The 13,407-nt window shown below is 47.0% G+C and carries 12 protein-coding genes (1 of these 12 cut by a window edge); 7 read left to right on the plus strand and 5 right to left on the minus strand.

All coding sequences use genetic code 11. The annotated features are described in order from the left end of the window. Nucleotides 1–2: 2 nt before the first annotated feature. The 5 genes from FN001_RS03060 to FN001_RS03080 form a co-directional block, all read right to left on the minus strand. Nucleotides 3–1,253 carry a YidC/Oxa1 family membrane protein insertase gene (locus FN001_RS03060; RefSeq protein WP_117471081.1) on the minus strand — a complete coding sequence of 417 codons (1,251 nt, stop codon included), beginning with the start codon at nucleotides 1,251–1,253 and terminating at the stop codon, nucleotides 3–5. Between the two features lie 19 nt (nucleotides 1,254–1,272). Next, nucleotides 1,273–1,482 carry a membrane protein insertion efficiency factor YidD gene (gene yidD / locus FN001_RS03065; RefSeq protein WP_021904729.1) on the minus strand — a complete coding sequence of 70 codons (210 nt, stop codon included), beginning with the start codon at nucleotides 1,480–1,482 and terminating at the stop codon, nucleotides 1,273–1,275. Nucleotides 1,483–1,489: 7 nt separating this feature from the next. Further along, nucleotides 1,490–1,834: a ribonuclease P protein component gene (gene rnpA, locus FN001_RS03070; RefSeq protein ID WP_118297693.1), complete on the minus strand. Its 345-nt coding sequence runs from the start codon at nucleotides 1,832–1,834 to the stop codon at nucleotides 1,490–1,492. Nucleotides 1,835–1,906: 72 nt separating this feature from the next. Further along, nucleotides 1,907–2,041, minus strand: a complete 135-nt coding sequence (rpmH, locus tag FN001_RS03075) for a 50S ribosomal protein L34 (RefSeq protein WP_015552758.1) — start codon at nucleotides 2,039–2,041, stop codon at nucleotides 1,907–1,909. Between the two features lie 381 nt (nucleotides 2,042–2,422). Beyond that, entirely contained in the window at nucleotides 2,423–3,061 is a 639-nt protein-coding gene (locus tag FN001_RS03080) for an ECF transporter S component (RefSeq protein ID WP_142410756.1), read from the minus strand. 529 nt (nucleotides 3,062–3,590) lie between these two features. On the opposite strand from FN001_RS03080, the gene dnaA reads away from it, so the two are divergent. The 7 genes from dnaA to FN001_RS03115 all read left to right on the plus strand — a co-directional run. Further along, nucleotides 3,591–4,955, plus strand: coding sequence for a chromosomal replication initiator protein DnaA (gene dnaA / locus FN001_RS03085; RefSeq protein WP_118297695.1), 1,365 nt, complete (start codon nucleotides 3,591–3,593; stop codon nucleotides 4,953–4,955). A 305-nt stretch (nucleotides 4,956–5,260) separates the two neighbouring features. Further along, entirely contained in the window at nucleotides 5,261–6,379 is a 1,119-nt protein-coding gene (gene dnaN / locus FN001_RS03090) for a DNA polymerase III subunit beta (RefSeq protein ID WP_118297696.1), read from the plus strand. An 86-nt stretch (nucleotides 6,380–6,465) separates the two neighbouring features. Further along, entirely contained in the window at nucleotides 6,466–6,675 is a 210-nt protein-coding gene (locus tag FN001_RS03095) for an RNA-binding S4 domain-containing protein (protein WP_118297697.1), read from the plus strand. 10 nt (nucleotides 6,676–6,685) lie between these two features. Continuing rightward, nucleotides 6,686–7,771 carry a DNA replication/repair protein RecF gene (gene recF / locus FN001_RS03100; protein WP_118651702.1) on the plus strand — a complete coding sequence of 362 codons (1,086 nt, stop codon included), beginning with the start codon at nucleotides 6,686–6,688 and terminating at the stop codon, nucleotides 7,769–7,771. A 12-nt stretch (nucleotides 7,772–7,783) separates the two neighbouring features. Then, nucleotides 7,784–9,694 (plus strand): DNA topoisomerase (ATP-hydrolyzing) subunit B, encoded by a 1,911-nt coding sequence (gyrB, locus tag FN001_RS03105; RefSeq protein ID WP_118322277.1) that lies wholly within the window; start codon nucleotides 7,784–7,786, stop codon nucleotides 9,692–9,694. A gap of 104 nt (nucleotides 9,695–9,798) precedes the next feature. Then, entirely contained in the window at nucleotides 9,799–12,309 is a 2,511-nt protein-coding gene (gene gyrA, locus FN001_RS03110) for a DNA gyrase subunit A (RefSeq protein WP_142410757.1), read from the plus strand. A 154-nt stretch (nucleotides 12,310–12,463) separates the two neighbouring features. Continuing rightward, a protein-coding gene (locus tag FN001_RS03115; RefSeq protein WP_142410758.1) for a M20 family metallopeptidase crosses the window boundary here: on the plus strand, nucleotides 12,464–13,407 show its 5' portion. Its footprint extends 517 nt past the window's final position; the window shows 944 of its 1,461 coding nt (coding positions 1–944); it begins with the start codon at nucleotides 12,464–12,466; its stop codon lies off the right edge, out of view.

Here is a 13,407-nt window from a genome sequence, read left to right on the forward strand (position 1 = left end):
TATTATTTTCGCTTGTCATGTGCCTCATTGTACTTCTGGACCATCGCTGCCTTGGAAGCGAGACTTCCCGGTTTCGCGTTGGTGTTGTAGTACTTGCTGGACTCCTCGATCTGTTTCGCGATCTTTTCCTTCTTAACTTCCTCAGCAGCTTTTTCCTTCTCCTCCTCAGCCTTGATCGCCTTTAAGGATGCGGTAGCGTTCTGAGTTACCTTAGCCGGCGGAAGTCCCTGTTTTGCACGTTTCTTATTTACCTTTTCCAGGTTCTTTGCGATCATATCGTCGATGTTTACCTTATCCATGTACGCGTTAACGATGAGCTGCTGGATAATTGTAACAACGCTGGTCGCGATCCAGTAGATGCCAAGACCTGCCGGCATCGTGATACAGATGAACGCGGAGAATAACGGCATTGTCGTTGTCATAGTCTTCATGGACTGGGCCATCGGATTCTCTGCATCTGCGGATGTGGACGGCTGATTTCCGCTCATGAGCTTTGTGCTGAACCACTGGGACACTGCCGCAAGAACCGGGATGATCCATGCGAAGGACGGTACCCAGCCCGGTGCCTCTGCCATATTTAAACCGAGGAACGTGTTCATTCTCTCGACAACAGCAGCATTCTGGCCGATCACATCAGAGATTGCCGGGAACAGTGCCTGAAGCTCTCCCCACTGGGATGTGGAGAATTTATAGAGCATGTCTACAAGACGGTTTGCATTTGTGAAATCAAACTTGTCTAATTTTCCGCCGCAGGCGGTTGCGATATTTGTGATTTCCTGTAACTTCTGAGCATAGTCAGCCTGTCCCATCAACGGAGTGACAACGTTGTCGAAATAAACGCGGACAGACGGAACGTATGCCGGGATATTGTAGATGACACGGTACAGTGCAAGAAGGATCGGCATCTGGATCAGCAGTGGAAGGCATCCGCCCGTCATGCTTGTGCCGTACTTCTCGTAAACAGCCTGAATCTCCACATTCTGACGCTGCATGGACTCCTGATCCGACTTTCCTTTATACTTCTTCTGGATCGCCTGGATCTCCGGATTCATGACAGACATGAGTTTTGTGGTTTTCTGCTGTTTGATCGTGAGCGGTATCATCAGTGTTTTCATTACGATCGTAAACAGAATGATGCACAGACCTACGTTGAACACGCCGAAGCTGCTCGTAAATCTGAAGAGGATGTCCATGACATAGCCAAGGACAGTCGCGATCGGTCCCAGAATGGAACCAGCCTTCGTCAAAACCATATCTTACCTCCTGGGTTTTTTACGGGACTGGATCATAACCGCCTTTTGCAAACGGGTGACATCTCAAAATCCGCCTGCACGCAAGATAAGTACCTTTTATAGCGCCGTATTTTCTGATTGCTTCCATGGCGTACTGGGAGCAGGTAGGCGTATAAATACAGTGAGGGCCGATACAGGGAGAGATAAACTTCCTGTAAATCTTGATCAGACCAATCAGTACCCATTTCATAAACCACTCACTTCGATTCTTTTAAAATGTTATGAAGCCCGCATAAGTGCAGAAATGCACTCTCAATCTTGTCGAAATTTTTGTCTTTTGCCGCGACCCGCGCGACAACGATGATGTCTTTGCCGTCTTCTAATATGTCCTTATTTAACCGGAAACTTTCACGGACAAGTCTCGCGAACCGATGTCTCACGACGCTGTTTCCAACCTTTTTGCTGGCGGAAATGCCGATCCTCGTGTCCTCCCGTCCCGAATCCATCACGTACATGACCAGATATTTGTTTGCGTAGGACTTTCCACCGCGGTAAACCGTCTGGAAGTCCTGATTTTTCTTTAACGAATTGAACCTTTTCATTCAATACCTCTCTGAATAACAAAAAAGAGTATCCAAAAGTTTTCCTAAACTTCCGGATACTCTCTTGGTTCATTAAGCAGATAATCTAGCTCTACCTTTTGCTCTTCTGGCAGCTAAAACTTTTCTGCCACCTGCTGTTGCCATTCTCGCTCTGAAACCATGAACTCTTTTTCTCTGAGTGTTCTTCGGCTGAAATGTCATCTTCATAAACCCGGCACCTCCTCTTACTATAAATTCAAGTACCTTCTCATGTACATATAAACTAAGACATATTGAAGCATCGTATCGATTATATAAAAATTGCCGTCCTTCGTCAAGACCAAATTTCAAAAAAATCCTTAAATCATGGGGATTTCCGACTCATATCTTTGTAATTTTTCCGCCTGTTATCCACATTCCGGCTTTCCGGAGAGTCCTCATACAAACGTCCGTCTTTCTCTCTCCGTCATCCAAAAAGGGGGACAGCTTTTCGCCATCCCCCATAAAATGTATGTTTCGATTTTATGTCACTATATTTAGTATCTCTTCATTATTATATAGAAGCTGCAGCTCTCTATTTGCTGCGATGCACACTCTTCCGGCTCACGATCAGCCGTTGTTTTTCATGATCTTAAACAGGACCTTCGTGATCGCTGTTGTAAGAATACCGGCAACGATCGCCTCCGGAACTCCAAATCCGAGGATGATCCCGAGGATCACATCATAGATGTGCTCGACTGCTTTGTTGGACGCTGCGGCATAGCTCTGTCCGAAGAAGATGTAGATTCCATTCATGACAAGCAGTGTGTTTGTCATACCTCCTGCAATACCAGCCACCCAGAGGGCAACGGTCTGGCTGCCTTTGATCCCGTGAGCGACCTTCATGATCAGCTTATATACATAATAAGCAACGATGCCGATGCATACACGCGGCACGATCGCGATCACGGCGCTCCACATGTTTCCGCTGTATCCGCCGATCGTAACGAACGGACTGAATACGAAGGAGGTCACACCAGGGGTAATGGTCGCTTTTACGAGGCTGGTCATACCAAATACCAGTCCTAAGTAAGCGCCGTACTTCGGTCCGAGAATGATCGCTCCGATGATGACCGGGACGTGAATGATCGTCGCATTCATAAAGCCTAACGGGATGTAACCGAGAAACGGTACGACCGACATGGCGATGATGATCGCGGTAAAGATCCCGGCGAGGGACATGTCCAGAACTTTCTTTTCAATTTTCATTTTTCAATTCCTCCTGCTACTGTTCTCTTGCGAGATACAATGCAATATAGTCACGACTTGCATTATACCGTGTCATCGTCTCAGAGTCAAACTGTTTTCCCGCATTTTCCAATTTTTCCATTTTACAGATTTCTTCTCCCGGTATTCCGTGCCCTGCATTTTTTCTTCCTATACACAAAAGAAATTTTTCTCAGCATCTCTCCTGCTGCCCGCCTGATTTCTGCCTCTCTGCCCGACCTGTCCATCCTTCGCGGACACAACCTGTTGTATTTTTCGTGTCCGTTCCTGGCGTACATCTTGTTATGTGGGTATTCACATGTTTTCCACCCGCAATTATCAACTTATCCCCAAATCGTGGATAAGTTGTGGATAACTTATTGGAAAAGTTGTGGATTTTCACATTTGACATTGAAAATTATCCTCTTTTACGTTAGAATAAGATTAGATTGGGTTTATGTGCTTTTGTGGACAGGCCCCCACCTTTTCCACAGCTATGCACATCGTTATACACATGTTTAGGAGTATGAATATGCTGGAAGAAATCAAAGCTAAATGGGACGAAATCCTTTTAAATATCAAAGAAGAACACGATATTTCAGAGGTGTCCTACCGCACATGGCTGCTGCCGCTGATCCCGGATTCTGTGGATAAAGATATCCTCACGATCCTGGTGCCGGATTCTGCCTTCATCAGCTATGTGAAAAAGAAATATGAATTCCTGTTGACAATTACGATCGAGGAGATCACAGGTTTTCAGTGTAAACTGGATTTCAAGCTGAAATCTGACGTGAAGGAACCGGAAAAAGAGAATCGTCTGATCAACGTGAACAATAATACGGTTAGTCAGCTTGCTCTTCAGAACGCAAACTTAAATCCGCGCTACACATTTGATACCTTCGTAGTCGGAAAAAACAACAATCTTGCCCATGCTGCATCCCTGGCTGTTGCGGAATCTCCGGGCGAGATCTATAACCCGTTATTTATTTATGGAGGCGTGGGACTCGGAAAAACACACTTAATGCATTCCGTTGCCCATTTCATCTTAAAAAATAACCCGAGCGCAAAGATCCTGTACGTGACTTCCGAAAAATTTACGAACGAACTGATCGACGCGATCCGTAACAAAAACAATGTTTCCACCACGGAATTCCGTGAAAAATACAGAAATAATGATGTTCTTCTGATCGATGATATCCAGTTCATCATCGGCAAAGAAAGTACCCAGGAAGAATTTTTCCATACATTCAATGCCCTCTATGAGGCAAAAAAGCAGATCATTATTTCTTCCGACCGTCCTCCGAGAGAAATCGAAACACTCGAAGACCGTCTTCGTTCCCGTTTCGAATGGGGACTTACCGTAGATATCCAGCCGCCGGACTATGAGACCCGGATGGCGATCCTTCGGAAAAAAGAAGAACTGGAAGGATACAACATTGACAACGAGATCATCAAATATATCGCTACCAATGTAAAATCCAACATCCGTGAACTGGAAGGTGCGCTCACAAAGATCGTCGCTTCCAGCAAATTAAATAATAAGGAGATCAATCTTGAACTTGCCGAGGAAGCATTGAAAGATCTGATCTCTCCGAATGCAGCCCGTGAAGTGACGCCGCAGCTCATTATTAATGTAGTTTCTGAGCATTTCGGCATCACTCCTCTCGATCTCATCGGTCAGAAACGAAGCAAGGAACTCGTATTTCCTCGCCAGATCGTCATGTATCTGTGCGGTGATATGACAAATGAGTCTCTCCAGAATATCGGAAAAGCTCTCGGCGGTCGTGATCACACGACGATAATTCATGGAACGAAAAAGATCGCCAGTGAATTAAAGACTGATGAGAATTTAAAGAATACGATCGATATTTTAAAGAAAAAGATCAACCCGCAGTAGGCGTGTGAACTGTAACTTTGAATGCGTAAAACAGCTTTGTGGATTTTTTCGTGGAAATCCCGTTGAAAATTTGTGGATAAAAATCGGATAATTTTTTCGCATTTTTGCCTGTGGAAAACTCTTCGGTTGTCCTTCCGGATTTTTTTAGTTACCCACAATGGTTTTAACAGCGTTTTTTTCAGTGTTTCACAGGGCTTTTTCCCCTTATTAACAAATTCACACCCCCTACTACTGTTAAGACGAATATCTTTTATATATTTCTTTATCTTATGAACGTTTCTCAAGAAAGGAAGTTATCAACAACTATGAAACTGACATTCCAGAAGACCGCTCTTTTAAACGGTATCAATATTGTTCTCAAGGCAGTTCCGTCAAAAACAACGATGCCGATCTTAGAGTGCATCCTGATTGATGCATCTACAGATGAGATCAAACTGACAGCTAACGATATGGAGCTCGGCATTGAGACAAAAGTTGAAGGTGATATCCTTGAAAAAGGTAAAATTGCACTGGATGCAAAGCTTTTTTCTGAAATTGCAAGAAAATTATCTGATTCAGATTCCCTTGTAACGATCGAATCTGACGAAAAATTCAATACTGTGATCGCCTGTGAGAACTCTGTATTCAAAATTCAGGGAAAAGATGGTGAGGAATTCTCCTATCTTCCGTATATTGAGAGAAATAAAAACATTACACTCTCCCAGTTTTCCTTAAAAGAAGTGATCCGCCAGACCATCTTCTCCATCTCTGTCAATGACAGCAACAAGATGATGACAGGTGAGCTTTTTGAGGTAAACGGCGATACATTAAGAGTTGTTTCTCTCGATGGTCATCGTATGGCAATTCGCAAAATTGTATTAAAAGATGAATATGAAAGCACAAAAGTCATCGTTCCGGGAAAAACTTTGAATGAAATCAGTAAAATTCTGACCGGAGACAACGAAAAAGAGGTCCAGATCTTCTTCGGAGCAAACCATATTCTCTTCGAATTTGATGATACGATCGTTGTTTCCCGCCTGATCGAGGGCGAATATTTCAAAGTAGATCAGATGCTTTCCAGTGATTATGCCACAAAAGTGACTCTGAATAAGAAAGATTTTCTCGACAGCATCGAGAGAGCCATCATTCTGATCCGCGAAAATGATAAAAAACCGATCATTTTGAACATCGAAGATTCAAAAATGAGCCTGAAATTAAATTCCAGCTTCGGTACGATGAATGCGGAGATCCTGATCCATAAGACAGGCCAGGATCTGATGATCGGATTCAACCCGAAATTCTTAAGTGATGCACTCCGCATCATCGATGATGAGGAAGTAACTCTCTATATGATGAACGCAAAATCTCCGTGTTTCATCAAAGATGAGGAAGAAAATTATATTTATCTGATCCTTCCGGTAAACTTTAACGCGGCTGCGATCTAAAAACAGATGAAATTTTCCCGAAATTCCGGAAAAATCCGGAGTTTCGGGCTGGTTTTTTCAGAAAACCGGAATAAAAAAGGAGAAAAATGGAAAGTATTCACTTAAAAGATGAATTTATCAAGCTGGGACAGGCATTAAAACTTGCCGGTCTTGTTGGCTCCGGAGTGGACGCAAAGTTTGTGATCCAGGACGGACTTGTAAAAGTAAATGGGGAAGTTGAGACCCAGCGCGGCAAAAAACTTTACCCTGGAGATACTGTTTCCTATGACGGAAAGACATTTAAGGTAGAAAAGTAAGGATTTTTTCATGTTCATAGAATCCATCGAGCTGTCAGATTACAGAAATTACAGTCATTTACATATCGATTTTCATAAAGGAACGAACGTTCTTTATGGAGATAATGCCCAGGGAAAGACGAATATCCTGGAGGCAGTCTATGTGTGCAGCACAACAAAATCGCATCGGGGCAGCAAAGATAAAGAGATCATCAGGTTCGGTGCAGATGAATCCCATATCAAAATGATGGTCCGCCGGGATGGAATTCCCTACCGGATCGATATGCATCTGAAAAAAAATAAGGCAAAAGGGGTCGCAGTCAATGGCGTTCCGATCAAAAAGGCAAGCGAACTTTTTGGGATCGTCAATGTGATTTTCTTTTCACCGGAAGATCTGAATATCATCAAGAACGGACCTGCCGAGCGGAGACGCTTCGTCGACCTGGAACTTTGCCAGCTGAATAAGCTCTATGTCTACAATTTGGTACAGTATAACAAAACGGTTATACAACGAAATAAACTATTAAAAGACATGGACTACAATGCGTCTTTAAAAGACACGCTCCCCATGTGGGACGAGCAGCTCTTAAAGTATGGTACCGAACTAATAATTATGCGTTCCGAGTTTATAAAAGAGCTGAATCCCCTGATCGCCGGGATCCATGCCGGACTGTCCGGCGGAAAGGAAACACTTTCCATCGCCTATGAGCCGAATGTGACGGCGGAGAATTTCAGGGAACAGCTCGCAAAGAACCAGTTTCAGGAGATCAAACAGAGGCAGACCCTGACAGGACCGCACCGCGATGACCTGAATTTTATCGTGAACGGAACAGACATCAGACGTTTCGGTTCCCAGGGACAGCAGAGAACGGCAGCTCTTTCTTTAAAACTTGCGGAGATCGAGCTGGTGAAAAAGATCGTAAAGGATTACCCGGTGCTTTTACTGGATGATGTCCTTTCTGAACTTGACAGCAAGAGACAGGAACATTTACTTTCAGAAATTACCCACATCCAGACCCTGATCACCTGTACAGGGTTGGATGAGTTTGTAAACAGCAAATTCCGGATGGACAAGATTTTTAAGATTGTTGAAGGAACGGTAGAGAGCGAAGACTAAAGGAGGAACTTCATGAGCGCAGAATATAATGCAGATCAAATCCAGATTCTGGAGGGACTTGAGGCTGTAAGAAAAAGACCGGGAATGTACATTGGAAGTACGTCTTCGAGGGGACTTCACCATCTGGTATATGAGATCGTAGATAACGCAGTGGATGAGGCCCTGGCAGGATACTGCGACACCATTGATGTGCAGATCAACGCGGATAATTCGATCACGGTCATTGATGACGGACGTGGAATCCCGGTCGATATCCAGAAAAAAGCAGGACTGCCTGCAGTTGAAGTCGTATTTACGATCCTTCATGCCGGCGGTAAGTTCGGCGGCGGGGGATACAAGGTATCCGGCGGTCTGCACGGCGTAGGTGCATCCGTTGTAAACGCGCTGTCGGAGTGGCTTGAGGTTGAAGTCTACCACGGAGGAAAGATCTACAAGCAGCGCTATGAGCGCGGAAAAACGATGTATCCGTTAAAGATCGTTGGCGACTGTCCGGCTGACAAACACGGTACCAAGGTTTCCTTCCTCCCGGACAAGGAGATCTTTGAGGAGACGGTCTATGACTATGACACCTTAAAGATCCGTCTCCGCGAGACGGCATTCCTGACAAAGAACTTAAAGATCATTTTACGGGATGACCGCGAGGACAAGAAGGAAAAGGTATTCCACTATGAAGGCGGGATCAAGGAATTTGTCAGCTATTTAAACCGCAGCAATGTGCCGCTGTATGACACGGTTATCTACTGCGAGGGCAAGAAGGACAACGTGCTGGTGGAGGTTGCCATGCAGCACAACGATTCCTACACGGAGAATATCTACAGCTTTGTAAACAACATCAACACACCGGAGGGCGGAACCCACCTGACCGGTTTCAGAAATGCCCTGACCAAGACATTCAACGACTACGGAAGAAAGAACAAGCTTCTTAAGGACAGCGAGCCGGCTCTTACCGGTGAGGATATCCGTGAAGGTCTGACGGCCATCATCAGTGTCAAGATCGAGGAGCCGCAGTTTGAGGGACAGACGAAGCAGAAACTCGGAAACAGTGAGGCGAGAGGCGCTGTGGACAGCGTGGTATCGGAACAGCTCACCTACTTCCTTGAGCAGAATCCGTCCGTCGCAAAGACGATCATCGAGAAATCCGTTCTTGCCCAGCGTGCGCGCGCAGCGGCGAGAAAAGCGAGAGATTTAACGAGAAGAAAGACCGTTCTTGACGGTTTATCACTTCCGGGAAAACTTGCAGACTGCTCCAGCAAACACCCGGAGGAATGCGAGATCTACATCGTTGAGGGAGATTCCGCCGGCGGTTCCGCGAAGGACGCGAGAAATAAGAGCACCCAGGCGATCCTGCCGCTCCGCGGAAAGATCTTAAACGTGGAGAAGGCGAGACTCGACAGGATCTACGGAAATGCGGAGATCAAATCCATGATCACGGCGTTCGGTACCGGAATTCATGAGGATTTCGATATCTCGAAGCTCCGCTACCACAAGATCATCATCATGACTGATGCCGATGTGGACGGTGCCCATATCAGCACCCTGCTTTTAACCTTTATCTACCGGTTCATGCCGGAACTCATCAAACAGGGCTACGTTTATCTGGCACAGCCGCCGCTCTATAAGATCGAGAAAAACAAGCGGGTATGGTATGCGTACAGCGATGAGGAGTTAAACAACATCTTAAAAGAGATCGGACGTGACCAGAACAACAAGATCCAGCGTTACAAAGGACTTGGTGAGATGGACGCGGAGCAGCTCTGGGAGACGACCATGGATCCGGAACACCGAATTCTTTTACGTGTGACCATGAACGAGGAGATGACATCGGAGATCGATCTCACCTTCACGACACTCATGGGAGATCAGGTAGAGCCGCGCCGTGAGTTCATCGAACAGAACGCGAAGTACGGAACTCTTGACATTTAATGCGGCAGCAGGGCGCTCCGGAAAGAGATAAGATCCTTCCGGAACGTCAGGCGGCGCAGTTTACGCAGGTTTAAGGCGCAGCGCAGGCTGCATTGGAGGAAAGAATGGAACCGAATATTTTTGACAAGATTCATGAAATAGACTTAAAGAAGACCATGGAAAAGTCGTACATCGACTATGCCATGAGCGTTATCGCGTCGCGAGCGCTCCCGGATGTCCGTGACGGCTTAAAACCGGTACAGAGACGTGTCCTCTACTCCATGGCGGAATTGAACAACGGTCCGGATAAGCCCCACAGAAAGAGCGCCCGTATCGTCGGCGATACCATGGGTAAATATCATCCGCACGGAGACAGCTCCATCTACGGAGCATTGGTAAACATGGCTCAGAAATGGTCCATGCGCTACATGCTCGTAGACGGACACGGAAACTTTGGTTCGATCGATGGCGACGGTGCCGCTGCCATGCGATACACCGAGGCGAGACTCAGCAAGATCTCCGTTGAGATGCTGGCGGACATCTATAAAGATACCGTTGACTTTATCCCGAACTTCGATGAGACCGAGAAAGAGCCGACCGTATTGCCGTCCAGATTCCCGAACCTTCTTGTAAACGGCGGAACCGGTATCGCAGTCGGAATGGCGACAAATATCCCGCCGCACAACCTTCGGGAAGTCATTGCGGCAGTAGTAAAGATCATCGACAATCAGGTGGAGGAAGGAAGACAGACCTCCCTGGAGGAGATCTTACAGATCATCAAGGGACCGGATTTTCCGACAGGAGCTGAGATCCTCGGAACAAGAGGAATCGAGGAGGCGTACCGGACCGGACGCGGAAAGATCAGAGTCCGCGCCGTGACAAATATCGAGACCGCACCGAACGGAAAGAGCCATATCATCGTCACAGAGCTTCCGTACCTTGTCAATAAGGCAAGACTGATCGAGAAGATGGCGGAGCTTGTAAAGACAAAGAAGATCGACGGTATCACCGGCATCACCGATGAATCCAACCGTGAGGGAATCCGCATCAACATCGAGCTTCGGAGAGATGTAAATGCGAATGTCCTCTTAAACCAGCTCTTAAAGCATACACAGCTGCAGGATTCCTTCGGCGTGATCATGCTGGCGCTGGTAAACAATGAGCCGAAGGTCCTGAACCTCCTTCAGATGCTGGAGTACTATCTGGACCACCAGAAGGACGTTGTGACCAGAAGAACGAAGTACGACTTAAATAAGGCGGAAGAGCGTGCCCATATCTTAGAGGGCTTATTAAAGGCTCTGGACCACATTGACGAAGTGATAAAGATCATCCGCGGTTCTGCGAATGTCGCTGAGGCGAAGCGGGAACTCATGGAGCGCTTTGAGCTCACGGACCCGCAGGCACAGGCGATCGTTGACATGCGTCTGCGTGCTCTCACAGGTCTGGAACGCGAGAAGCTTGAGAATGAATATAAAGAACTGGAGGCAAAGATCGCGGAATTGCGCGCAATCCTGGCTGATGAAAATAAATTATTAGGTGTGATCAAAAAAGAGATCCTTGTGATCTCCGAGAAGTACGGGGATGACAGACGGACAAAGATCGGCTTCGACGATGATATGTCCGTGGAAGATCTGATCTCCGATGATGACACTGTTATTGCCATGACAAATCTCGGCTACATCAAGAGAATGTCCGTGGACAATTTCAAGAGCCAGAACCGCGGCGGCAAGGGGATCAAGGGAATGCAGACGATCGATGAGGACTTCATCGAGGATCTTCTCATGACCACGAACCATCACTACATCATGTTCTTTACGAACATGGGACGCTGCTACCGGATCAAGGCGTACGAGATCCCCGAGGCAGGCAGAACAGCCCGCGGAACGGCGATCGTAAACCTTTTACAGCTTCAGTCAGGAGAAAAGGTCACAGCGGCGATCCCGATGCGTGAGATCGATGATGACAAGTACCTCTTCATGGCCACAAAGAACGGTATGGTAAAGAAGACCCCGATGCGCGAGTACAGCAACATGAGAAAGACGGGTCTCCAGGCGATCCTGCTCCGTGAAGGTGATGAGCTGATCGAGGTAAAAGTGACAGATAATACCGAGGATATCTTCCTCGCTACAAAATTCGGTATGTCCATCCGCTTCAAGGAAACGGATGCGAGAATTACCGGCCGTGTTTCCTATGGCGTGATCGGCATGAAGCTCGATGAGGGCGATGAAGTTGTCGGCATGCAGATGGCAAGCCAGGGCGAGTACATGCTCGTTGTATCGGAAAAGGGATACGGAAAGAGAACGGGAATCTCTGAATTTAAGCTGCAGCTGCGCGGCGGTAAGGGACTTCTCTGCTATAATGTGACAGAAAAGACAGGAAATCTTGTCGGAATGAAACTGCTCGACGATGGAAGAGACATCATGCTGATCACCAATGAAGGAATTCTGATTCGCATGGGTGTTGACGATATCTCCGTGATCGGCAGAAACACATCCGGCGTAAAACTGATGAGCATTGATGCCGACTCCAATGTCCGCGTTGCTTCCATCGCGAAAGTGCGTGAAAGCAGCCGCCAGGATGAGGAGGACGAAAATGTGGAGGATCTGGAATCTGAGGACGGAGAAATCACAGAGTGATCATGCTCATGAATAGAAAAAATGGTTGTGAGATCATTTTCCGGCCGTAAGCAGGATTTCTGACTCTGGAGTGATTGGATACAGGAATCTGGATATACCGGGTTCCTGTATTTTTTTAAACATTATTTAACAATGAACATAGGAGGATGCGGCGATGGGAATTACAAAAGCAGAGGCATTAAAAGCAGTTGACAGAGAGCGCGGACCGGTGTGTGAAGCCAGTGACAGGATCTGGGACCAGCCGGAGACTGCGTTCCAGGAATTCCATTCCACGGACGTATTGTGTGAACTTCTTGAAAAAGAAGGATTCAGGGTGGAGAGAAATCTTGCGGGGATCGCGACCGCGTTTTCCGGTACCTACGGATCAGGAAAGCCGGTAGTGGGCATTCTCGGTGAGTTTGACGCTCTGTCAGGCCTCAGCCAGGAGTCTGATAGCCTGGAAAAGACTGCACTGGTCGATGGCGCATCGGGACATGGCTGCGGCCACAATCTTCTCGGAACGGGCTCTGTAGCGGCTGCAATCGCGGTAAAAGAGTATATGGAGAAGAACGGGAAAGAGGGAACCGTGATCTTCTTTGGCTGTCCGGGCGAGGAAGGCGGATCCGGAAAGAGCTTTATGGCGAGAGACGGCGTGTTTGACAACCTGGATTTTGCGGTGACATGGCATCCGGGCGATAAAAATGTGGTTTCTGTCGGAAGTTCCCTTGCGAACTATCAGATCATCTACCGTTTCTACGGACAGGCATCCCATGCGGCGGCATGCCCGGAGCTTGGAAGAAGTGCACTTGACGCTGTGGAGCTTATGAACACAGGTGTACAGTATTTAAGAGAGCATATCATCCAGGAAGCACGCATTCACTATGCGATCACCAACACAGGCGGATATTCTCCGAATGTCGTTCAGCCGTACAGTGAGGTCCTCTATCTGATCCGTGCGCCGAAGAACAGCCAGGTGAAGGAGATCTACGAGCGCGTCAACGATATCGCGAGAGGTGCGGCTCTCATGACGGGAACAAAAATGGAGCTCCAGTTCGTAAAAGCATGCTCAAATCTCGTGGACAACACGGTCATGGAGGAGATCATGCAGAAGAACCTGGA

It is taken from the genome of Clostridium sp. Marseille-P7770 (assembly GCF_902143525.1).
GTDB lineage: Bacteria > Bacillota > Clostridia > Lachnospirales > Lachnospiraceae > Pilosibacter.